Source organism: Corynebacterium ureicelerivorans (genome assembly GCF_000747315.1).
Lineage (GTDB): Bacteria > Actinomycetota > Actinomycetes > Mycobacteriales > Mycobacteriaceae > Corynebacterium > Corynebacterium mucifaciens.
On the sequence record NZ_CP009215.1, the window covers coordinates 201,370 to 223,891 of the forward strand.

General features: G+C 66.2%; 24 protein-coding genes. 22 read left to right on the top strand and 2 right to left on the bottom strand.

All coding sequences use genetic code 11. The features are described from left to right. The first annotated feature begins 6 nt into the window (after positions 1-6). The 4 genes from proC to CUREI_RS01025 all read left to right on the top strand — a co-directional run bounded on the left by proC (position 7) and on the right by CUREI_RS01025 (position 2,198). A complete protein-coding gene (gene proC / locus CUREI_RS01015) occupies positions 7-819 on the top strand; it encodes a pyrroline-5-carboxylate reductase (RefSeq protein WP_038609402.1) in 813 nt (270 codons plus the stop codon). A gap of 172 nt (positions 820-991) precedes the next feature. After that, positions 992-1,183: a helix-turn-helix domain-containing protein gene (locus CUREI_RS01020; RefSeq protein ID WP_038609405.1), complete on the top strand. Its 192-nt coding sequence runs from the start codon at positions 992-994 to the stop codon at positions 1,181-1,183. 215 nt (positions 1,184-1,398) lie between these two features. Next, on the top strand, positions 1,399-1,500 hold the full coding sequence (locus CUREI_RS11865; RefSeq protein ID WP_003855542.1) for a 30S ribosomal protein bS22: 102 nt from the start codon (positions 1,399-1,401) through the stop codon (positions 1,498-1,500). Between the two features lie 227 nt (positions 1,501-1,727). Beyond that, positions 1,728-2,198, top strand: coding sequence for an ASCH domain-containing protein (locus CUREI_RS01025; protein WP_038609408.1), 471 nt, complete (start codon positions 1,728-1,730; stop codon positions 2,196-2,198). 27 nt (positions 2,199-2,225) lie between these two features. On the opposite strand, the gene CUREI_RS01030 is transcribed toward CUREI_RS01025, so the two are convergent. Beyond that, positions 2,226-3,269: an HAD family hydrolase gene (locus CUREI_RS01030; protein ID WP_038609411.1), complete on the bottom strand. Its 1,044-nt coding sequence runs from the start codon at positions 3,267-3,269 to the stop codon at positions 2,226-2,228. Positions 3,270-3,371: 102 nt separating this feature from the next. Here CUREI_RS01030 and CUREI_RS01035 point away from each other — a divergent pair, with 102 nt between their 5' ends. The 13 genes from CUREI_RS01035 to CUREI_RS12405 all read left to right on the top strand — a co-directional run bounded on the left by CUREI_RS01035 (position 3,372) and on the right by CUREI_RS12405 (position 16,624). Further along, complete coding sequence (locus CUREI_RS01035; RefSeq protein WP_038609413.1) at positions 3,372-3,608, top strand: glutaredoxin family protein; 237 nt, start codon at positions 3,372-3,374, stop codon at positions 3,606-3,608. A 43-nt stretch (positions 3,609-3,651) separates the two neighbouring features. Beyond that, positions 3,652-4,977 carry a glutamyl-tRNA reductase gene (locus CUREI_RS01040; RefSeq protein ID WP_269077727.1) on the top strand — a complete coding sequence of 442 codons (1,326 nt, stop codon included), beginning with the start codon at positions 3,652-3,654 and terminating at the stop codon, positions 4,975-4,977. Then, complete coding sequence (hemC, locus tag CUREI_RS01045) at positions 4,978-5,859, top strand: hydroxymethylbilane synthase (protein WP_038609419.1); 882 nt, start codon at positions 4,978-4,980, stop codon at positions 5,857-5,859. It begins immediately after the preceding gene. A gap of 211 nt (positions 5,860-6,070) precedes the next feature. Further along, positions 6,071-7,822, top strand: a complete 1,752-nt coding sequence (locus CUREI_RS01050) for a uroporphyrinogen-III synthase (RefSeq protein ID WP_038609423.1) — start codon at positions 6,071-6,073, stop codon at positions 7,820-7,822. A 49-nt stretch (positions 7,823-7,871) separates the two neighbouring features. Then, on the top strand, positions 7,872-8,873 hold the full coding sequence (hemB, locus tag CUREI_RS01055) for a porphobilinogen synthase (protein ID WP_038609426.1): 1,002 nt from the start codon (positions 7,872-7,874) through the stop codon (positions 8,871-8,873). Beyond that, entirely contained in the window at positions 8,866-9,480 is a 615-nt protein-coding gene (locus CUREI_RS01060) for a hypothetical protein (protein WP_144242381.1), read from the top strand. Before hemB ends, CUREI_RS01060 begins: the two co-directional genes overlap by 8 nt. Before the next feature lie 12 nt (positions 9,481-9,492). Further along, positions 9,493-10,005: a hypothetical protein gene (locus tag CUREI_RS01065; protein WP_051952108.1), complete on the top strand. Its 513-nt coding sequence runs from the start codon at positions 9,493-9,495 to the stop codon at positions 10,003-10,005. Continuing rightward, positions 10,002-12,593, top strand: a complete 2,592-nt coding sequence (locus CUREI_RS01070) for a heavy metal translocating P-type ATPase (RefSeq protein WP_084768081.1) — start codon at positions 10,002-10,004, stop codon at positions 12,591-12,593. Before CUREI_RS01065 ends, CUREI_RS01070 begins: the two co-directional genes overlap by 4 nt. Before the next feature lie 26 nt (positions 12,594-12,619). Next, a complete protein-coding gene (gene hemE, locus CUREI_RS01075) occupies positions 12,620-13,672 on the top strand; it encodes a uroporphyrinogen decarboxylase (RefSeq protein ID WP_038613627.1) in 1,053 nt (350 codons plus the stop codon). Then, the gene (locus CUREI_RS01080; protein ID WP_038609432.1) at positions 13,669-15,081 is read left to right on the top strand and encodes a protoporphyrinogen oxidase; all 1,413 of its coding nucleotides are present in this window, start codon (positions 13,669-13,671) and stop codon (positions 15,079-15,081) included. Before hemE ends, CUREI_RS01080 begins: the two co-directional genes overlap by 4 nt. A 19-nt stretch (positions 15,082-15,100) precedes the next feature. Beyond that, the gene (locus CUREI_RS01085) at positions 15,101-15,847 is read left to right on the top strand and encodes a DedA family protein (protein ID WP_051952109.1); all 747 of its coding nucleotides are present in this window, start codon (positions 15,101-15,103) and stop codon (positions 15,845-15,847) included. A gap of 387 nt (positions 15,848-16,234) precedes the next feature. Continuing rightward, positions 16,235-16,399, top strand: a complete 165-nt coding sequence (locus tag CUREI_RS12400) for a hypothetical protein (protein ID WP_158407436.1) — start codon at positions 16,235-16,237, stop codon at positions 16,397-16,399. A gap of 63 nt (positions 16,400-16,462) precedes the next feature. Then, positions 16,463-16,624 (top strand): hypothetical protein, encoded by a 162-nt coding sequence (locus CUREI_RS12405; RefSeq protein ID WP_158407437.1) that lies wholly within the window; start codon positions 16,463-16,465, stop codon positions 16,622-16,624. A gap of 79 nt (positions 16,625-16,703) precedes the next feature. Here CUREI_RS12405 and CUREI_RS01090 read toward each other — a convergent pair whose 3' ends face one another. After that, on the bottom strand, positions 16,704-17,540 hold the full coding sequence (locus CUREI_RS01090) for an NAD(P)-dependent oxidoreductase (RefSeq protein ID WP_038609435.1): 837 nt from the start codon (positions 17,538-17,540) through the stop codon (positions 16,704-16,706). Positions 17,541-17,560: 20 nt separating this feature from the next. On the opposite strand from CUREI_RS01090, the gene hemL reads away from it, so the two are divergent. From hemL to CUREI_RS01115, 5 genes are read left to right on the top strand one after another with little or no spacing between them, the layout of a single operon-like run. Further along, complete coding sequence (hemL, locus tag CUREI_RS01095) at positions 17,561-18,886, top strand: glutamate-1-semialdehyde 2,1-aminomutase (RefSeq protein WP_038609438.1); 1,326 nt, start codon at positions 17,561-17,563, stop codon at positions 18,884-18,886. Continuing rightward, positions 18,887-19,489, top strand: a complete 603-nt coding sequence (locus tag CUREI_RS01100; protein ID WP_038609440.1) for a histidine phosphatase family protein — start codon at positions 18,887-18,889, stop codon at positions 19,487-19,489. It abuts the gene before it with no gap. An 8-nt stretch (positions 19,490-19,497) separates the two neighbouring features. Beyond that, entirely contained in the window at positions 19,498-20,070 is a 573-nt protein-coding gene (locus CUREI_RS01105; protein WP_038609443.1) for a TlpA family protein disulfide reductase, read from the top strand. Next, positions 20,071-20,844 carry a cytochrome c biogenesis CcdA family protein gene (locus CUREI_RS01110; RefSeq protein ID WP_038609446.1) on the top strand — a complete coding sequence of 258 codons (774 nt, stop codon included), beginning with the start codon at positions 20,071-20,073 and terminating at the stop codon, positions 20,842-20,844. After that, positions 20,845-22,509, top strand: coding sequence for a cytochrome c biogenesis protein ResB (locus tag CUREI_RS01115; protein ID WP_038609449.1), 1,665 nt, complete (start codon positions 20,845-20,847; stop codon positions 22,507-22,509). Positions 22,510-22,522: the final 13 nt, after the last annotated feature.

Sequence of the window (22,522 nt, forward strand, 5' to 3'; positions counted from 1 at the left end):
CGCGAAATGGAACGCATTGCCGTTATCGGGGCAGGCAACATCGGCGAGGCGCTGATCTCTGGGCTGGTGGCCTCCGGCGTCGACCCGGCCGCTATTACGGCCACCAGCCGGTCGCAGGAGCGGAGCGCCGAGCTCGCCAAACGCTACGGCGTGCGCACGACCGCCGATAACCGGGAAGCCGTCCGCGACGCGGACGTTGCCCTGCTGTGCGTGAAACCTGGGCAGGTGCTCGACGTGATCGCGGACGTGGGCGAGGAGCTCATCAACTCAGGCTCGTCCACCGTGCTCGTGTCGCTGGCCGCCGGTATCACCCTCGCCGCGATGGACGGTGCTGTCTCTGCCGCAGGCACCCCGACCGTGCGGGTGATGCCGAATACGCCCATGGTGGTGGGCAAAGGTGTTCTAGCCGTCGCGTGCGGGCGGTTTGTGGACGGGAACCAGCGAAGCGACGTCGTTAAGTTGCTGTCCGCCGTGGGGCAAGTCGTCGAAGTGAGCGAATCGCAGATGGACGCGGTGACCGCTATCTCCGGCTCCGGGCCGGCCTACTTTTTCCTGGTGGCCGAGGCGCTCACCGACGCTGGCGTGTCCCTTGGTCTCCCACGCGACATGGCCGAGCAGCTGGCGTGCGCAACCGCTGCAGGAGCGGGCGCGATGCTGGAGGGCGGTGACAGTCCGGTGCAGCTGCGTGCGAACGTGTCGTCGCCCGCGGGCACGACTGTCCGCGCAATCCGGGAGCTGGAGGAGTCGGGATTGCGCGGCGCGTTCTACCGGGCGACAGAAATCTGCGCGAGGCGCTCGGAGGAACTGGGCAAGGCGTGACCCCAACTTTCACAAACGTTTCTGTATGTGTACTGCCAGCACATTGAAAAATTTCCAGCACATAAGTCGCACTTGGCGCTGAATTCACGTTAGTGTGGTGCAAGCACGTGCGTGTTCGTCCTGCGGGAGGGGAAGCCTGCAGCGCGTTTGCGTGCCGAGAGGTAAGAATTCAGTGGTTAATGAAGATAAAGGAGAGTTTCTGACGGTCGCCGAGGTCGCCGAGATCATGCGCGTTTCCAAGATGACCGTCTACCGCCTCGTTCACTCCGGAGAGCTGCCCGCCGTGCGCGTGGGTCGCTCGTTCCGCGTGAACGAAACGGCAGTGAGCGAGTACCTGGAGTCCTCCGTCTACGACGTGGGATAGTCGCTCCGGGTCCGTTCGCAGGATCTACCGCCCGCCCGCCGCCGCCAGTTTCAGGCGGGGCGGGCTTTTCGTTTTTGGCCTTGAACTGCCCTGCCGGTATGCTTTGCATGTTCAGGTCGGCCACTTTCTGTGGGAGTGTGCACCTTCCACGAGCCGCGGAAGCGGTTGCGCCGGCCGCGTACGTACGTACTTAAACGCAGAAAAGAGGTAACCCCATGGGTTCAGTGATTAAGAAGCGCCGCAAGCGCATGTCCAAGAAGAAGCACCGCAAGATGCTGCGCCGCACCCGTGTGCAGCGCCGCAAGCTCGGCAAGTAAGCCGTGTGTCGCCCGCCTCCATTTACGGAGGCGGGCTTTGTGTTGTCTTGTCCCGGCCCTGCAAAGCGATTCGGTGGTAGCGGAGGCTGACGCGTTGCTGAATAATCTGGGCGCGGAAGGGCTTCGCCAGCCTGATGCGCTAACCGGCTTACACCCAACCAGACGGTCAGGAACCAGGGCCTGGACACGCGCACGGGGCGCCGCCTTTGGCTACGTAAAATGGCCGTATGACTCAGGACGCGTTGGAACCCGTTTCGGAGCTGCCTCGTGGCGAGTTTGCTTTCCCGGGCCCGCTTCGGGACGCTCTTGTCCAAGCAATCTTGGACGGCACTAAAACCGCGACGGCATCGTTGCTGATTGAATATCCCAAGGACTACCAGTTCGACGAGGAAGTGGGCTCTCTCGAGGCCGTCCTTGATTCACATGACAACGTCGTGTGCATCATCCGTACGACCGACATGCAGGTTTGTCGGCTGGCGGACGTGGGTGACGAGCATGCCATCGCCGAGGGAGAGGGCTACGCCGACGCCAACGAATGGCGAATTGGGCATGAACGGTATTGGCGGTCACCAGAATTCGTGCAGTACATCGGAGAGCTTGATATCAACGATGACACTCAAGTGGTGTGCCAACGCTTTACCGTTGATGAGCGCTACCCGACCCGGCCACTGGAGCCGTGGCCCAGCACCCGTCGCTGAGCCGTATATCCCATAGGTGCGGGACGCTCAACAAAATCGTCCATGGTGAGTCCGTACCTGCCGCTTGCTCAACAAACGCCACAGAGAGAAGGCACCCGCGGCACCTAACACCGGCAGGGTAGACAAGCGAACGGCCCGGCGCACGGAGCGGTAGTCGCGGATGTCCCAGCCCTGCGCTTTGGCGTGCTTGCGCAACGCCCGGTCTGGGTTGATCGCCACCGGGGAGCCCACCATCTCCAGCATGGGGAGGTCGTTGATGCTGTCGGAATACGCCGTGCACTGGGACAGGTCCAGCTGCTGGAGCGCGGCTAAGGCGGCCACGGCGTGCTTCTTGCCCGGGCCGTGCAGGATGTCGCCGACGAGGCGGCCGGTGAACTTGCCGTCGTCTTCCTCGGCCACCGTGCCCAAGGCGCCGGTGAACCCCAGCGTTTCCGCGAGCGCTTGGCCGATCTGCACCGGGGTCGCGGACACCAGCCACACCTGCTGGCCGGCGGCCAGGTGCATGGAGGCCAGCTCGATGGTGTCGGCGTACGACTTCTGCAGCATGCGGCTGTCCACGATCTCCCGGCACGCCGCTTTGAGCTCCGCCACGCTCTTGCCCTTCACCACCGCCAACGCCTGCTCGCGGCCCTCGGCGATGTCACCGGCGTTTTCGGAGCCGGAGACGCGGTAGCGGATCTGCTTCCACAGGGCGGGGGCGAGCTCGGAAAGCGAGATGAAGCGTTTTCGGAACAACCCTTGGGCCAGCAGGATCAGCGAGGACCCCTGGATCAGGGTGTTGTCCACGTCGAAGAAGGCGGCCGCTTCGGTGTCTTGGGGGACCTCGGGGTCAGGCGGGGTGATCTTGTGGCGCCCGGCGGTTTCGAACGCCCCGCCGACGGAATCCACCCCGAGCGCGAAATCGTCGATGTCGATGCCGAAGGTCTCTTCCACCGCGGCGGCTGCGGCGGCGCGGCCGGCGGCGCGCTGCGCGGCGTCGTCAAGCGGAGGCAGCGCGCGGTCTTCGAGGAAACGGCGCAGGTTGCCCTGCGACTGGGACCACTGCGCGAGCAGTTCGCGCTGATCAGACATGAGGCAAAAGGCCCTTTCGGGTGGGGGTGTTAGCGTGTGCAATCGTACAACGCCGGCGCGTGCTGAACGCGCCGGGCGAAGGCAGTTGGTGAAGGAGCGGGGATGAAGACGGTGGAGCTGATGGTCCGGGCTACCTGCGGCTCGTGCGAGCGGGTGGCGGGCCAGATCGCGCCTGTCGTTAAGAGGCACGACGCTCGCCTGGTGCTTGTGGACGTCGACGGCGACGAGGACTTGGCCGCGGAATACGGCGACCGGGTGCCCGTTGTAGTGATCGACGGCGATGAATTCGCGTGCTGGGAAGTGGACAACGACGACCTTGAGGCGGAGCTGTCCAACTAAAGGACTATCCTTGTGGTGGTTTCGAACGGACTGGAGGGTTTGCGTGAGTGTTCTGCTTGTGGGGATGTCGCACAGGTCTGCGCCTGTGGCCCTGCTGGAACGGCTCAGCATGGACGCTAACGTCCAGCACGGAGCAGCGACGGCACTGATCAAACAACCGTCCTTGTCGGAGGCGATGATCATCTCCACGTGCAACCGCCTGGAGGTCTACACCGTGACCAACGCTTTCCACTCCGGGGTGGAAGACGTGATGCGTGTGCTGGGTGAGGTCTCCGGCATCGATGTGGCCGAACTGCGCCGCTACCTCTACGTGCGTTACTCGGACGCCGCCGCAGAGCACATCTTCACGGTCGCCTCTGGCCTGGATTCGATGGTGGTGGGCGAGCAGCAGATCATCGGCCAGGTGCGCACGGCGTACGTCGACGCGGCGGAGCGCGGGACTGTCGGGCCGAACCTCCACTCGCTCGCCCAGGCGGCCCTGCGCACCGGCAAGCGCGTGCATTCCGAGACCGGCATCGACGATTCAGGTGCCTCCATGGTCACCGTCGCGCTCGAGCAAGCGATGGAGCTGATGCGTGTCGACGACCTCCGGGGCAAAACCGCGCTGGTCCTCGGCGCTGGCGCGATGAGCTCGCTTGCCGCGACGCACCTAGGCAAAAACGGCATTGATTCGCTCGTGCTGGCCAACCGCACCCGCGACCGGGCCGAGCGTTTGGCCGAGCACTCCCGCGAGGCAGGTGTGCCCGCGGAGGTAGTGGACTTTTCGGACCGGGCGTCGGTGCTCAGCCGCGTGGACTTGGTCGTCTCCGCCACCGCGTCCGACGAGTTCACGATCACCCCGGGCGACATCCCGGGCCCGCTCATGTTGGCGGACTTATCGCTGCCGCGCGACATCGACGACGCGGTCACGGAGATCGAGGGCGTGCGTCTGGTCAACATCGAGTCGCTGCACGAGACGATGCGGCGCAGCGACACCGAGGATTCCCGCGCGCTGCGCCGCGCAGAAGACATCGTGGCCGAAGAGGTTGCGACGTTTGGTTCCCAGCAACGCGTGCGCGAGGTGGCCCCGGCCGTGACACGCCTGCGCCGCAACGCGGCCGAGATATCGGGCCAGGAGCTGCAGCGCTTGCGTGCCCGCATGCCGGACATGGCCGACGCCGACTTCGAGCAGGTCAGCCGCATGGTCAAGCGCGTGGTGGACAAGCTGCTGCACGCGCCGACGGTGAAGATTAAGGAGCTTGCCGCGGCGGCGGAGACTGTCAGCGTGGAAGAAGCGGTCACCGAGCTGTTTGGGCTGGATAGCCTCTCGGTGGCCGTGGATGCGCAGCACCTCCCGCTTCCGGACGAGCTGCACGGGAAGGAAAAATAGATGTTCAGCATTGGTACCCGCGGTTCCCACCTGGCCACCACCCAGTCCGGCCACGTGCGCGACGCCCTCGGGGAGGTCGGCCACCCGGCCGAGCTGCAGATCGTGACCACATCGGGCGACCTCTCCCAAGCCCCCGTGGAACGCATCGGCGTGGGGGTATTCACCTCGGCGCTGCGCGATGCCCTGTTCACCGGCGAGGTGGATATCGCCGTGCACTCCTTCAAGGACCTGCCCACGGCCTACGAGCCACGTGCCCACATGGTGGTCCCGGCGCGCGCGGACAGCCGCGAGGCGCTCATCGCCCGCGACGGCCTCACCCTGGCTGAACTGCCGCAAGGCGCGCGTGTGGGCACTTCGGCCCCGCGGCGCATTTCCCAGTTGAAGGCGATCCGCCCCGACCTGGATATCCGCCCCCTGCGCGGCAACATCGAGCGCCGAATGTCGTACGTGGAAAACGGCGAGCTTGACGCGATCATCCTCGCGTACGCGGGGCTCGTGCGCGGTGGCTACGGCGACAGGCCCACCGAAGTCTTCGACCCGCAGGTTTTCATGCCTGCTCCAGCCCAGGGCGCCCTGGCGGTCGAGTGCCGCACCGACGATGCGGCAGCCCGCGCCGCCATCGACAAGCTTGCCGACGCCTCCGCCACCGCCGAGTCCACTGCCGAGCGCTCCGTGCTGGCCACGCTCGAGGCTGGCTGCACCGCGCCGGTCGCCGCGACCGCCGTGCGCAACGGCGACACGGTGGCCCTGCGCGCCGGGGTGTTCGCTCTGGACGGATCCCGCCAGCTGGTGGAGGAGGCGGAGGGAACTGACCCCGCCGAGCTGGGGCGCCGGGTTGCGGAAGCGCTGCTGGAGCGCGGCGCTGCCGCCCTGATGGATTAGCGACTGTATTCCTTTACGGATCTGCTAGTTCGCGGCGGAGAGCCCGCCGAGGACACTGGTCTTCAGCGGTGGTTTTGTTCTCACGCGTCAGCCTTTTATGGTGGAGATACCATACGTTCAATACCCTCCGTGCAATCGGGTCGGCGGGGCGGAAAACGCCCGCACCCAGCCGCGCGGGGGCGGTTTATTTGTGCCTAGAAGAGATTTCTCCATGACAGAGCCCACGCACGCCCCCCAGCCGGGGAAGGTGATCTTCGTTGGCGCTGGACCGGGCAACCCAGAGTTGCTTACTGTCCGCGCTCGCGAGGTAATGGAATCCAACTCTATCGCCCTCGTGGATCCGGAGGTGTCAACGGGGGTCCGAAGTGTCGTCGCGGCGGCGCTGCCAGTGCCGCAAGCCAAGGTAGATGAGGCCAACGCGCGCTACGAGCAGATGTGCGCCGAGGCGAAAGAAGCTGGCGCGAGGCGTAAACCGCCGCGTCCCGAAGCCCCGACGGCAGCGGAGATCGAGGTTGTGGGGTTGGAGGGCGACGCGATCGTCGAGAAGCTGAAGCGGGCGTTGAAGGATGCGGCGGATGCGCTGGAGCGCGGTGAGGCTGGCGACGGCGACGTGATCCGCGTCGTGTGCGGTAACCCGCTGACGCGCGATTCGGTGATGGAGGAGATCTCCGCGGTCGCTGCGGCCGGGATGGAGTTCCAGGTGGTGCCGGGGATGTCGCTGCCCTCGACGGTGCCCTCCTTTGCCGGCATCGCGCTCGGCTCCACATACACCGAGACGGACCTGAACAACGGCCCGGTGAACTGGGACCAGCTGGCCAGCGCCCCGCAGCCGCTGGTGTTCCAGGCCAACCAGGAGCACTTGGCGGAGATGGTGGAGCAGCTCACGCAGCGCGGATTCCAGGGCGCCACGCCGGTGACCGTGACCACGCGCGGAACCACGCGTCTGCAGCGCACGTTCGACGCCACGCTGGAGACCATGGGCAAGCTCGACGCGGACCTGGAAGGCCCGCTTGTGGTCACGCTGGGCACCGCCGCCGACGACCGTTCCAAGTACTCGTGGTGGGAGAACCGCCCGCTGTACGGCTGGCGCGTCCTTGTGCCGCGCGCGAAGGAGCAGGCTGGTCCGATGAACGCCCGCTTGTCCCAGCACGGCGCGATCCCGCAGTCGGTGCCCACGATCTCGCTGGAGCCGCCGCGCAACCCGGCGCAGATGGACCGCGCGATTAAGGGCATCGTGGAGGGCCGCTACCAGTGGGTCTTGTTCACCTCGGTAAACGCGGTGAACGCGGTGTGGGGCAAGTTTGAAGAGCTGGGTTTGGACGCGCGCTCGTTCGCAGGCGTGCACTTGGGCGCAGTGGGGCAGAAGACTGCCGGCGCCCTGCGCGACCGCGGCATGCAGGCCGAGCTGGTGCCGCACCGCACCAAGCAAAACGCCGCCGGGCTGGCGGAGGCATTCCCCGAGTACGTCGAGGACATCGACCCCGTCTCGCGCGTGCTCCTTCCGCGGGCGGACCTGGGCTCCGACGTGCTGGTGGACGGCCTGAAGGAGAAGGGCTGGGAAGTCGACGACGTGGTGGCCTACCGCACCGTGCGCGCCGCCCCGCCGCCGCCGGAGACGCGCGACATGATCAAGACCGGCGGCTTCGACGCGGTGTGCTTCACCTCTCCGTCGACGGTGAAGAACCTCGTGGGCATCGCGGGCAAGCCGCACCCGCGCACGATCATCGCCTGCATCGGCCCGGTTACGGAGGCGGAGGCGCGTGAGCAGGGGCTGCGTGTCGACGTCGTTCCGGAAGTCGCCGACATCCCCAACTTAGTGGACGCGTTGGCGGACCACGTGGCGGGTTTGCGAGCGGCTGGGCAGCTGCCGCCGCCGCGCAAGAAGCGCCGCAAAACTGCCCCTGCGGCCACGGGTGCGAAGGCAGACGACGCGGATGGGGATGCGCCGTCGGCCGACAACTGAGCGCTGCACCGGCTGGGGCGTGTCGGGGCTGCGTTCTAAGATGTGGCGCATGACGAATCTTGAGCTGAACCGACGCCCCCGCCGCTTGCGGCAAAACCCGGCCATCCGCGAGTTTGTCGCGGAAACGCGGCTGCACCCGGCGGACCTTATCCTGCCGCTGTTCATCGCCGACGGCATCGACGCCCCGCGCGAGATCCCGTCCATGCCGGGTGTGTACCAGCACACTCCCGAATCGTTGGTGGAGATTTGCCGCGAAGCGCTCGATGCCGGCGTGAAGTGCATCGACCTTTTCGGTGTCCCCCGTGAAGAGGACAAGGATGCGACCGGTTCCGTTGCGGTCGCCGAGGACGGGGTGCTCAACCGAGGCATTGCGTTGCTGCGCAAGGAGTTCGGCAACGAGCTGATCATCATGGCGGACACGTGCCTGGACGAATTCACCGACCACGGCCACTGCGGCGTGCTGACCACGGATGCCCACGGCAACGAGGTCGTGGACAACGACCCCACAGTGGAGATCTACTGCGACATGGCGGTTGCCCAGGCCCGTGCTGGCGCCCACATTGTCAGCCCGTCCGGAATGATGGACGGCCAGATCGAGCAGATCCGCAAGGCGCTTGACCGCGAAGGGTTTACCGAGGTGGCCATCATGGCTTACTCCGCTAAGTACGCATCCAAGTTCTTCGGGCCGTTCCGCGACGCGGTGGGGTCTTCCCTCAAGGGCGATCGCCGCACCTACCAGCAGGATCCGGCGAACGTCCGCGAATCTTTGCTCGAGGCCGAGTTGGACATCGCCGAAGGCGCGGACTTTGTGATGGTCAAGCCCGCCCTGCCGTACTTGGATGTGCTGGCGAAGATCGCGGAGGTCTCGCCGGTACCGGTGGCCGCCTACCAAGTTTCGGGCGAGTACGCCATGCTCAACGCGGCTGGCCAGAACGGCTGGATTGACTACGAGGAGACAATGATGGAATCGCTCGTGTCCATCAAACGCGCGGGCGCGGATCAGATTTTCACCTACTACGCCATCGAGGCAGCGAAGAGGCTCAATGGTTAGCTTGCCGCCGATGAATCCGGGCTCGCCGAAGCGGGTGAGCCCGGAGGCCGTGGAGAAGCGAGGCGGGTCCGGGATGCCGGAAGCCGTGCGCTATATGCTCACCTGCTGGGCCGTCATGATCGGCGGTGAATTGCTCCACCAGATCATGACTGTGATTGCCAGCGTGCTCGACCCGTCCGCCCTGCGTGAGGTGGCGCGGGAGCGCGCGAAAAACAGCGACGGGGAAGTCTCCGACGCACTCGTGAACGCCAGTGTGTACGGCTCCATCTTCCTCATGGCGGTGCTCGAGCTCGGCATCATTGTGCTGTTCGTCTTTGCGCTGCGCGCGGTGAAGCAGCAGGCGAAGTGGGCGCCGAACGCACGCAGGTTGCTGCAGGTTTTCTCCGGGTACTTCGCCTTGCGCATGCTTGCTCTCTTCATGGTGGCGCCCGCCTCCACCGCCGTACCCGAGGCGTTCTTCGGCGCGGACGGGGTCATCCAGATCATCCTTGGCGTCGCGGGCATCTTGGGCATCGTCTACTCAATGGACAAATCCGCGGTTGCGTGGACCAAGGACGGTCCCGGTAAGCAAGGCGCCGGGGGCGCACAGGAGAAGAAGGGAAACTAAGCGGTGGCAGGGATGTTCCCGACCATGGTGTCGGACCCGGACGACAGAAACCGGCGCTACACCGGCGAGGTTGGGTCGCAGTGGCCGCGGCCGCTGCAGATCGGCTATTACCTGTGCCTGATCGCGGCAGTGCTGATGTTTGTCATTGCGTTTTTGACCATGGTCAACGGGGTGCCGGACCGCTTGCCGGATTCGTGGATGATCGAGGGGGCCGACGAAGAGCTCATTGATACCTTCGCGCGCAACCTGCGGGTCTACACTTGGGGCAGCATCATCCTCGGCTCCCTGATCACCTCGTGCTGCGCCTACCTGTCAAAAGGCTCGAAGGTGGCGCGTCGCTGGCTGGCCGGGTTCATCGGCCTGGCGGTGTTTTTACAGCTGGCCAGCTTCTTCGTCGGCGTGGCCGGCTGGGCCGCGTTAGTTGTGGTGGGACTTTTGGTCTTCGCCTTGTTCTTCATGTTCCGTCCAGCCGCCAACGCATATGTGGACAAGCGCAGCGGCGACGTATGGGAAGGCGTGGAATGACGCAATTCGAAGGCGACAACGCGCGCAGCATCCGAGGCTCCGGGAGTGAGGGCTCACCGCTGGCGGAGGCCGGGCAGGCCGAGTTAGAGGAATGCATCGAGGCAGCCCGCGACGCGGCACGCCAGGCAGGTATTGATCCGGCCACCGCCAGACGCGACCTCGACGGCGAGCTCGTGCGCCCAAACGCCTCGTACGCCTTCGAGCTCCACGGCGTTGAGGACGGCCCGCAATTGCAGGAGATTGAGGACGCCCTCGAATCCCTCGACGGCGTGTCCGCTCGACTGGTGTATCCCACCAGGATGGCGTGGGTGACCGCACCGGCGAGCATGCCGCTGCCGCAGCTGGTAAAGACTATCGAGGACTTCGGGGTCGGCGCGGTGGTCACCGACTCCACCCTCCAGCGCCGCGCCCACGGCAGGTATTGGACGGAACACCCGATGCCGCGCCGCGCCAAGCACCGCCACAACGAGGAAGCGGCCCACTTGCTCGCCCGCGCGCAAGGGTTCGTGAAGAACGCGACCCGCTCGGAGCGACGCAGCGGCGACGTGCTGTTCACGGCGCGTGACTTGGTCACCCCGGCGAGGCTGTGGACCGCGTTTGCGCTGACTATCCCGGTGCTGCTGCTGACGTATCTGCCGGGGCTCGGCTTTCCCGGGTGGCAGTGGGTAGCGTTCGCGCTGACCACCCCGGTGGTGCTGTGGTGCGCCTCCCCGTTCCACCGCGCGATGGCGGGTGGCGTGCGCCGCGGACTGTCAGCGTTGGATGGGGCGAGCTCTATTGCCATCCTCGCGTCGTATCTGTGGTCCTTGGCCGTGCTGCTGTTCACCGACGCCGGCCGCATCGGCTACGAATCCAGTGGGAACTGGGTCCCGCTGGAGATCGGGGACGGGCCGGAGCTCTACCTCGAGGTGGCCTGCACCGTTACAACGCTGCTGCTGCTGGGCCGGTACTTCTCCATGCGCGTGCGCTCGAACCTGCTGGATGAGCTGGAGGCGCGCCGCCCAGGGACGGAGTCGTTGTACGAGGTGTGCCACAGAGCAAAGAGTGGCGCCTTCGAGCAGCGGCCCGCAACGGAGATCACGCGCGGCGACGACGTCATCGTGCGCGCCGGCCAGGTCATTCCCGTGGACGGGGAAGTGGTGGGCGGCTCAGGCGCCATCGGTTGGGAGCTGATCAACACCCACGACAGCCCGCAGCTGAAGGTGGGTAAGCGGGTTGTGGCCGGCTCGGTAGTGCGTGAGGGTGAGATCAAAGTCCGCGCCACCCGCGTGGGCCACACCACGCTGCTCACGGCGGTGCAGCGGTGGCTGGAGGAGGCGTTGCGCCAGCAGAACGCCGCCACGATGGTCTCGACGCGCTCCGCGGGCATGCTCATCCCCGCGGCGTACGCCTTGGCCGTGCTGGATTTCGGCCTCTGGCTGCTGTTTACCGGCAACATCAACACCGCTGCCTCGACCGCGCTCGCCATTTTGATTGTGGTCGCGCCGTTTAGTTTGGCTATCTCGCCGGCACTGGCCATCCGGCAGGGCATCGAGGCCGCGGTGCGAAACGGTGTGCTCGTCCGGGACGGCAACGCGCTGCGGGTGCTGTCCAAGGTGGACATGATCGTGTTCAACCGCGTCGGCACCTTGGTGCTGCCGCAAATGCGCGTGGAGACAGTCACCGCCGACAGCGGGGAAAGCAGCGATCTGGTGGTCCGCATCGCCGGCGTGCTCTCCGCGGACTCGGACCACCCTGCCTCCCGTGCGATTGTCAAAGCGGCGCGCGAGGTGCGCGACGCCCGCTCGGAAGACCCTCGTTTGCCGGACTGGCTCGAGGTCAGCGACGACATCATCACCCCAGACGGTGAGTTCGGCGGGAGGGTCACTGCCACCTGGGGCTCGGGCGAAGATGCGCGCACGCAGACGTTCGACGCGTCCCTGTGGCGCCCCACGAACCTCTCGCAGCTGCGGGGAAACTTGCTCACGGCGGCCACGACAGGAGGTACCCCGGTCGTGGTGCGCTGGGACGGCAAAGACCGAGGCGTGATCACGCTGTACGACCCGGCCAAGGAAGACGCCATCGAGGCAGTGGACGCGCTGGAATCCATGGGTGTGGAGACGGTGATGCTCTCCCGCGACACGTACCCGGTGGCCCGGCGCTTCGCCGACTTCCTCGGAATCTCGCAGGTCCTGGCGGGCATCCGCTCCCAGGAAAAGCCCGGCGCGGTGCGAACGCTACACTCCCAGGGCGCGATCGTGGCCATGGTGTGCGACGCCAGCGTGCTGCCGGTGCTGCGGGTGGCGGACTCGGGCATCCTCTACGCGGGAGAGGATCTCTACAGCACCAAGACACCGAACTGGAACAGCGTGTGCGACGTGGTGCTGCTGCGTAACGACGTCATGGCCGTGCCCCAGCTGGTGGAGCACGCTCGACGCGTCAACCGCATCGCCAACCGCAACCTGTGGTTCGCGGGCACGTATAACGCCATGGCCATTGTGCTGGCCGCCGCGGGCGTGCTCCCGCCGGTGGGTGCGACCCTGCTCATGCTGGGCAGTTCCTTGCTTGTGGAATACGGCTCGCGGCGCGCCGGCCGGTTCCGGGTTTAGGGTCTGCGTCGGTAGGCTTGGGCATCATGACCAGACGCAATCTCTCCCATGCCCCGCTGCTCGAGGCGGCTCATGGCCGCAAACCCTCGCGTACCCCGGTGTGGTTCATGCGCCAGGCCGGGCGGTCCCTGCCCGAGTACCGCGAGGTTCGCGAGGGCATCGCCATGCTGGATTCGTGCTTTATGCCGGAGCTGCTCGCGGAGATCACGCTGCAGCCGGTGCGCCGCCACGACGTGGACGCGGCGATCCTCTTTTCCGACATCGTCGTGCCTTTGAAGGCCGCAGGCGTCGAGGTGGAGATTGTTCCCGGCCGCGGCCCGGTGATGGCGGAGGCGGTGAGGACGCGAAGCGACGTCGATAAGCTGCCGCTCCTTGACCACGAAGTGTCTGAGGTGGCGGACGGCATCCGCATCATCCTGGACGAGCTCAGCGACACCCAGGCGCTGATCGGGTTTGTTGGCGCCCCGTTTACGCTGGCCAGCTACCTCATCGAGGGCGGGCCGAGCAAGAACCATGAGAAGACGAAGGCGATGATGCACGCCGAGCCCGAGACGTGGCACGCACTCATGCGGCGCCTGGTGCCCACGATCGTGGCGTTTCTGCGCACGCAGGTGGAGGCCGGCATCGACGCGATGCAGCTGTTTGACTCGTGGGCGGGCTTTCTCACCGAGCGCGACTACCGCGAGTTTGTGTTGCCTTACTCCACAGAGATCCTGGAATCTGTCGCTGGGGAGATCCCGCGCATTCATTTCGGCGTGACAACCGGTGAGCTGCTCGGTGCGATGTCCGAGGCAGGCAGCGAGGTTATGGGTGTGGACTGGCGCGTGCCGCTGGACGTCGCGGCGACACGCTTTTCGTCCCCGCGGGTGCTGCAGGGCAACTTGGACCCGGCGATGCTGTTCGCCGGGGCGGACGTGGTGCGCGATGAGGTTGCGCGCATCAAGGCTGAGGCCGCGCGCGCTATTGAGGCGGGCGACGCCACCGGCCACATTTTCAACCTGGGCCACGGCGTGCTGCCTACCACCGACGCAGACGCGGTGACTGAGGCCGTGCGCATCATCCACGAGGAGAATGCATGAATATCGCCATCATCGGCGCGGGTCTAGCGGGTCTGACCGCCGCATATGAGTTGCGAAAGCTCAGCGCCGATACGGAGCTCAAGGTCGACGTCTACGAAGCTACCGACCGCGTCGGCGGCAAACTCCACACCGTTGCGTTTGAGGCCGGGCCCACCGACATGGGCGCAGAGGCCTTCATGGCACGCCGCCAGGATGCCGTGGACTTATTCACCGAGCTCGGCCTGGCCGACTCCTTGGTGGAACCGTCCGGGCTACGGTCGCTGGTGTGGGTGGACGGCGAGGCACGTGACCTCCCTACAGGGGGCGTGATGGGTATCCCGTCGTCCTCCGAGCCGGTGCGGCACCTGGTCAGCGCCGAAACCGCCGAGCGTATCGACACCGAGGCCAGCCGCGAGGGCTTCGCGTGGGACATCGGCGGCGACGTCAACGTCGGCGCGCTCGTCCGGGAGCGCTACGGCGACGAGGTGGCGGATACCATCGTCTCCTCCCTGCTGGGTGGGGTGTACTCGTGCACCGCGGACGACCTCGGTGTGCGCGCGACCGTCCCGCAGCTGGCGGAGGAGCTCGACCGTCTGGCGGGCGAGGGCAACGGCACGGTGCACTTGTCTACCGCAGTGGCCAACCTGGAGCGCTCCCGCCGGGAGATGCCCACGGGCCAAGGGGCGGTGTTCAAGACCTTCCGCGACGGATACCAGGAGCTTTACGAGGCGCTTGCGGAGCGCTCGGGCGCCGACATCTACATCGACGCGTTTATTTCCGGCATTGAGCGCGACGGCGACGGCTACCGCCTCACCGGCGGCGAGGATACGGTCTACAACCGCGTGATCCTCGCCGTTCCCGCGCCCACTGCGGCGCTGTTGCTCACGAACGTCGCCCCGGAGGCTGCGCAGGCGCTCAAGACCGTGAAGCTGGCCAACTCCGCTGTGGTGGGCATGAGGTTCGCCAACGACGAGGGCCTGCCGCAGAACTCCGGTGTTTTGGTGGCGAATGGTGCCGAGGACGTCCACGCGAAGGCGTTCACCTTCTCCTCCCGCAAGTGGCCCCACCTCGCCGAGCGCGGCGGGGCGCTGGTGCGCGCCAGCTTCGGCCGCTTCGGGGACACCGTGGCGTTCGCGGCCACCGAGGATGACCTGGTGGATTGGGCGCTCGACGATTTGCAGACCATCACCGGCTTCGACGGTCGTGCCGCCGGCCTGGAGGAAATCTACGTCCAGCGCTGGCTCGGCGGCCTGCCCCGCTTCGACGAAGACCACCTCGCCACTGTTGCCGAGGTGCGCCGTCTGCTTCACGACGAACCGAAGGCCGTCGGCGTTTCCGTCACCGGCGCCTGGGCCGGTGGTGTCGGCGTCCCGGCAGTGATTGCCGATGCGCGGGCCACAGCGGCAGCCGTCAATAGTCCCGCACAGTAGCCGCAGAGGTTGAGACGATATGACGGAACGCGCAAACGCGCCGACTGAGCAGCAGTGGTGGGAAGACGACGGCCTGCCCTGGAACGGTAAGCCCACGAAGGCGGACTACTGGTGCCTGGGGTGGTTCGGCTTCGTCGGCATTTTCGGCCTGGCCATGATCCCGCTGCGGGCGTGGCTCCTGGGCCTGGACCCGCCGATTTTGCTGGCTGTGACGGGTTCGCGGGTTGGTGCGGCGTCGACAGGCGCGCTTGCGGCGGTGGGGGAGGCGCCGCACTGGCTGCTCTTCCTGCTCATCGGCTCGGTTGTGAGCATCAAGTTCGACTGGATCTACTGGTGGGCCGGCAAGCTGTGGGGCCGCGGGATCCTCGACGTGCAGGCCGCCAATTCTCCCCGCACCGGGAGAAACATCGCCCGCGTGGAACAGTGGGCCGTCAAACTTGGGTGGCTGGGCATATTCCTGGCGTACGTGCCCATCCCGCTGCCGATCGCGTTCGTGGTGTTCGTGCTGATGGGTATGACGGGCATGCCGCTGTGGAAGTTCATGGTCCTCGACTTCGTGTCGAAGACGATCTGGTCCTTCCTCTACCTGGGCTTGGGCTGGTGGATCGGTGAGCCCGTGGTCGATGTGCTGGACGGGTACGCCAAGGTGGCGAACTGGGTCGCCATCGCGCTACTAGCTGTGGTGTTCGCCGGCATCTTCCGCAACCAATCCAAGAAGGAGCCTGCGGCCAAGGTCGTGGGCAACGAGGTCGAAGCGGGGCACTGACCGTTGCGGATTTCCCTCGGAGCATCTCCCCGGAAGTGAACTCTTGGTAAACCGCGCGGCAACGGAGGCTGCAACTAACCAGCCGCGCGTTGGTGCCACGCGCGCTCAACATATGGTGGGGCGCAGCCATGGTTTACCGCGTTAAAGTGGCGCAATGGAGGCGGTAGCCCGCGCTGCAGCAACGTCACATTGGAGTTTCCTGCATGTACCTTCAAAAACAGACCCAGTGCTGCAAGGTAAACAGATAGAAAACTCTGGAAACTACGGTTGACACCGTAGTTTCGGGGCTTATGATGAAGGGGCCTGAAGAGTTAGGCGTTCCCCTTCAACACTCAAGCTAGCCAGCGCACCGCCACAGCTTGAGCCGGATTTTGTAAAGGTTATCTCATGGGTCTGAACGACATTCTGAGCAACATCGATCTGAACACCGTCATCCTGCACCTGGACAACTTCGTCGACACCTGGAAAGGCTGGGGCAAGATCATCGAGGGTCTTGTCGACCTGACCGAAATTCCCGCTAACCTCGCCGAGGTCCTCTCCAGCGACGCATAAGTTCTGGGTGCCTGCGCGCCCGCCCCACTAACACCCTCGTTTTCCTCACTTCAAGGAGTCAACATGGACGCTATCAAGACCATCATCGAAATTGCTGGAAAGATCGCCGGAGCAAAGGGCGCCGGCGAGACCGGCTCCACTGCGTACGATCTGGCGTATGTCTTCGTCGGCCCGTGGGTCAACATCGCTGACGGCGCTTCCCAGCTGCTGGGCATGTTCGCCTAACCCGACGCTCACTGCAGCGTAGACCCCACCACACGGTGGGGTCTTTTTTGCTTCAGGGGTGGCCTTTTCCCACCGAGACCTACCGGTTGACTATCACGGTGGAGAAGTCCTCGTCGCCGCGGCCGGCTTCCTGCTGCTGTTCCAGTGACGCCAGTGCGGCGGAGACGGCGGGCAGGTCCTTGTCGGTGGATGCGAGCATCAAGCGGGCATCCTTGGCAATGGCGTCGGCGGTGAAGTCTCCGGGCGAAGTGGAGCGCTCACCGAGGAGGAACGGCGACTTCATGTTCACGATGAACTCCAGGCCGGTGGAGCCGAGCATGTCCACTACCTGCTCCGGCGTCACACCCTGGGATTCGCCCAGCAGCAGCGCTTCCTTGAACCCTTCGATGGTCACGGCCAAGGCGAGGTTGGCAAGTAGTTTGCCCACGGCGGCCCCGGCGGCGGTGTCCACCTTTTTCAGCCGCTCAGGGTTGGCGGCGGCCCAGGGGGCGACGACGTTGGCGACGGAACGGCGTCGAGAAGCATCCGCGCCTCCGACGTAGACGCCGAGCTTGCCGGCGCGCGCGGGCGGCAGGGAGCCAACGACCGGGGTGTGCACGTAGCCGGGCACGGCGTCGGCGAACGCGGCGGCGTCCGCGGGCGAGATGGTGGTGGCGTCGGCCCAGGTCACGCCGTCGGGGATCAGCCCCGGCTCGATCACCACCTCGCGCACCGTATCCGGGCCGAACAGGGAGGTAATGACCAGCTCGGCGCCGTCGACCGCCTCCTCGGGTGTCGCTGCGGCCGACGCCCCGCGTTCCACCAGCGGCTCCGTCCTTTCCGCGGTGCGGTTCCATACGGTCAGTTCGTGGTCGTCGACCAGCTTGAGGGCGAGCTCAGTGCCCATGCGACCGAGGCCTAAAAACGCGATTTTCATATGGCCTAGGATAGACAACCATGACTGCGGAAAAGGCGACTTCAGCTAACACCCAGCGCTCCCGCGAGCTGTTTGAGCGGGCGCAAAAAACTACCCCCGGCGGCGTGAACTCACCGGTGCGCGGCTTCGGGTCGGTGGGCGGGCAGACCCGCTTCATCCAGAGCGCGCACGGCTCCCAACTCATCGACGTGGACGGCAACTCGTACGTGGACCTGGTGTGCTCCTGGGGCCCGATGGTGCACGGCAACGCCCACCCGAAGATCGTCGAAGCCGTGGAGAAAGCCCTGCGCAACGGCCTGAGCTTCGGTGCACCCACGGAGGCGGAGATCCAGATCGCGGAGCACATTGTCAAGCGCACGTCGGTGGAGGAGGTGCGCATGGTCAACTCCGGCACGGAGGCCACCATGTCCGCCGTCCGCCTGGCGCGCGGGTTCACGGGTCGGCCGAAAATCATCAAGTTCGAGGGCTGCTACCACGGCCACGTGGACGCGCTGCTGGCGTCCGCGGGCTCCGGCATCGCCACGTTCTCCCTGCCGGATTCCCCGGGTGTCACCGGCGCGCAGGCGCAGGACACCATCGTGGTGCCGTACAACGACATCGAGGCCGTCGAGCGCGCGTTCCGCGAGAACGAGGGCGAGATCGCCGCGGTGATCGCGGAGGCGGCCGCGGGCAACATGGGCACCGTCGCCCCGCAGAACGACTTCAACGCGAAGCTCAAGGAGCTCGCGCACCTCAACGGCGCGCTGCTGATCCTCGATGAGGTGATGACCGGCTTCCGCACCTCCTACGCCGGCTGGTACGGCGTGGACAACGTCGCGGGTGACCTGACCACCTTTGGCAAGGTCGTCTCCGGCGGCCTGCCGGCTGCGGCGTTCGGCGGCCGCCGCGACATCATGGAGCACCTCGCGCCGAACGGCCCCGTCTACCAGGCGGGCACCCTGTCCGGTAACCCGGTGGCGATGGCGTCCGGCCTGGCCTCGCTCGAGCTGGCCACCGAGGACATCTACCCGACGCTGAACAAGAACGCCGACCTTCTGGAGCGTTTGCTTCACGACGCCCTCACGGCCGAAGGCGTCACCCACCACATCCAACGCGCGGCGACCATGCTCTCCATCCGGTTCGGGGAGGACGAGGGACGCAACTTCGCCGACATGCAGGCCGCCGACACGTTCCGCTACGCCCCGTTCTTCCACGCCCTGCTGGACGCCGGCGTGTACGCGCCGCCGAGCGCGTTTGAGACCTGGTTTGTCTCTACCGCGCTGACGGACGAGGACTTCGGTCGCATCGAGGACGCGCTGCGCGGCGCCGCGAAGGCCGCCGCCGCGGCGAAACCCGCGGAGGCCTAGATGACGAAGACGACGGTGCACCTGGTGCGCCACGGCGAGGTGTACAACCCGAAGAAGATCCTCTACGGGCGCATGCCGGGCTACCACCTGTCTTCCCGCGGCAACTCCATGGCCGTGGCCACCTCGAAGTTCTTCCGCGGCCGCGACGTGGTCTACCTGGCGGCGAGCCCGCTGGAGCGTGCGCAGGAGACGGCGCGTCCGATCGCGGAGGTCACCGGCTGCGAGGTGGACACGCGCGAGGACATCCTGGAGGCGGGCAACACCTTCGAGGGCCTGCGCACGAAGGGGTGGCGCTCGCAGCTGATCAACCCGATCCGCTGGCGGCACATGACTAATCCGTTCGAGCCGAGCTGGGGCGAGCCCTACCAGGAGATCTTCGAGCGCATGTGGGGCGCGGTGGAAGATGCCCGCGACAAGGCCGAGGGCCACGAGGCAGCGCTGGTCAGCCACCAGCTGCCGATTGTCACCGTGCAGCGCCATCTGCAGGGCAAGCGCCTGGCGCACGCGAGCCGCAACTGCGACCTGGCCAGTGTGACCTCACTTGTGTTTGACGGCGACAGTGTTGTTGACTGGGCCTACAACACCCCAGCCCAGCACATTTGAGAGGTATTATGCGCAAGCTTTTCGCCGCGCCGCTTTGCGCGGCCGCGCTGTTGCTGGCTGCCTGCTCCGGCGCGGACAACGGCGGCACCTTCGCGTTCCATTCGCCGGGCGGGCAGACTGAAATCCTCTACGACGAGGCGGACCGCAAGCCCTTGGCCGGCTTCGAGGGCGAGTCGCTTCTCGACGACAGCCAGACCATTGCCCTGAGCGATTTCGACGGCGAGATCGTCGTGCTCAACGCTTGGGGCCAGTGGTGCGCGCCGTGCCGCGCGGAGGTGGACGACCTGGAGCAGACCCACGAGCACCTCCAAGAACAGGGAAACGGCACCGTGCTGGGCATCAACGTCCGCGACCCGAACCCGCAGATCGCGCGGGATTTCCTGGCGGATAACGGCGTGACCTACCCGTCCATCTACGACCCGCCGTTTAAGACCGCCGCGCACCTCGGCGGCGTGCCAAGCTCCGTCATCCCGACCACCATCGTGCTGGACAAGCAGCACCGCCCGGCCGCGGTGTTTTTGCGCGCGGTGACCGCGGACGAGCTGATCGAGCTCACCGACCGCCTGGCCGAGGAGGCGTAGGTGGGGTTTGCGGAACTGGCGGCGGACGGCCCGCTGCTGCTGGGCCTGCTCGCGGCGGCGATCGCCGGCCTGGTGTCTTTCGCCTCCCCGTGCGTGATCCCGCTGGTGCCGGGCTACATCTCGTATTTGACCGGCGTGGTCGGCGGGGAGATGACGCTGGATGAAAAGGGCGCGCGCGTGTCCCGCAAGCACTGGGCTGTGGCGGGCGCGGCGGCGCTGTTCATCGCCGGGTTCACCGTCGTGTTCGTGCTGGCCACCGTCACCGTCTTCGGAGCGGTGCGCGCGATCGCGCTCAACGCCGAAACACTCATGCGTATTGGCGGGGTGGTGACCATCCTCATGGGCGTGGTGTTCATGGGCGCAGTCCCCGTCCTGCAGAAGGACACCCGCTTCCAACCGAAGAAGTGGACCACTATCCTCGGCGCGCCCCTGCTCGGCGGAGTGTTCGCGCTCGGCTGGACGCCGTGCTTGGGCCCGACGCTGGCGTCCATTGTCTCGGTGTCTGTGGGCACCCAGGGCTTCACGGCCGCGCGCGGCGTGCTGCTTGTCATCGCGTACTGCTTGGGCCTCGGCTTGCCGTTTTTGCTGGTGGCGCTGGGCTCCTCGTTCGCGGTGCGCGGCATCGACGTGCTGCGCCGCCACTCGCGGGCCATCCAGATCGCCGGTGGCATCGCCATGATCCTCGTCGGGCTGATGTTGCTCACCGGCGCGTGGAACGGCTTCATCGGCTGGACCCGCCAGCTCGTTGACGGATTCGGAGGGACGATCATCTAAATGCGCACCGCTTCGACTTGGCTGAAAAAGGCGTGGCACTGGCTCACCAGCATGCGCACCGCCTTGATGCTGCTGTTCGTGCTGGCCGTCGCGTCCATCCCAGGCGCGCTTTTGCCGCAGCGCACCGTGTCGTCCTCGCTGGTGGACGACTACCTCAAGGCCAACCCCACCACCGGCCCGATCTACGACAAGCTGCAGCTTTTCGACGTCTTCCAGTCCACGTGGTTCCTCGCCATCATCGTGCTGTTGACCATCTCCCTGGTCGGCTGCATCATCCCGCGCTCCATCGACCACTGGCGCGCCTACAAGGCCAAGCCGACGCGCGCGCCCAAGTACTTGGGACGCATGCCGCACCACGTGGAGGGGGAGGTTGCGGGGGCGCCGGAGGACGTCGAGAAGCAGTTGCGTAAGCAGCTGAAACGCTGGCACGTGGCGTCCTACACCCCGGACGAGGACCGCGCCGGGGCGTACTCCATTTCGGCCGAGCGCGGCTACACCCGCGAGCTGATGAACCTGATTTTCCACATCGGCATCGTCGCCATGATCCTCACCTTCATGGCCGGCCGCATGGTGTTTTATGAAGGCCAGGTCATCGTGGTCACCAACTCGGAGGCCGAATCCGCGGTGCCGGTGGAGCAATCGCGGGTGTTCTGCAACACTTCGCCCGCCAACTTCGACGTCTTCCGGGCAGGCCCGCTTTTCGACGGCACCGGCCTGACCCCGTTTTGCTTCGAATCCCAGAACTCCTCGGCCACCTACCTGAATAACGGGCAGGCCAACGAGTTCTCCTCCGACATCACCTACACCGACGACCTGTCTGTCCCGCAGGAGGAGTGGACGCCCACGAGCCTGGCGGTGAACCACCCGCTGCGCGTGGGCGGCGACCGTGTCTACCTGCAGGGCCACGGCTTCGCCCCGCAGGTGACGCTGACGTGGCCGAACGGGGAGACCCGCACCCAGATGGTGCAGTTCCGGCCCACTGACGTGTTCACGTTCCTGTCCTCCGGCGTGATGCGCTTCGACCCGCCCGCCGGCATGTACCCGGACCTAACGGAGCGCCGCCAGCACCAGATCGCCATCGAGGGCAACTTCGCGCCCACCGCCCGCTGGGCCGGGCCGAACGGCGACCAGCTGCAGTCCGCGTTCCCCTCCATGGACGACCCGGCAGTGTCCGTGGACGTCTACGTCGGCGACGCCGGCTTGGACACCGGCCGGCCGCAAAACATCTTCGTGCTGGACCAGTCCCTGGTCGCCGACGGACGCCTGGAAAAAGTCTCCCGCGTCCAGCTCACACCTGGCTCCGTCGCCACCGTGGACACCGGCGACGGCGAGGTGAAGGTGCGTTTCGACGGCGCCGCCGAATACGCCAACTACCAAATCTCCCGCGACCCGACGCAGGTGTGGGCGCTGGTGGCATCCGCGGTGATGCTCGCGGGCCTGGCGGGCTCGCTGGCGATTAAGCGCCGCCGTATCTGGGTCCGGCTACGTCCTCGTACCTCGGACGTAGGGGAGAGCCCCGTCACCCAAGTCGAAATCGCCGGGCTCGCCCGCACCGACCGCGCCGGGTGGGGCCGCGAATTCGACGACATCGCCGCCGCCATCCTCGGGCTCGGCCCCGACGACGATGAGGGCGTGCAGGGGGAGTTCAACCCCTATGACCTTTGATAACGCCTGCTAG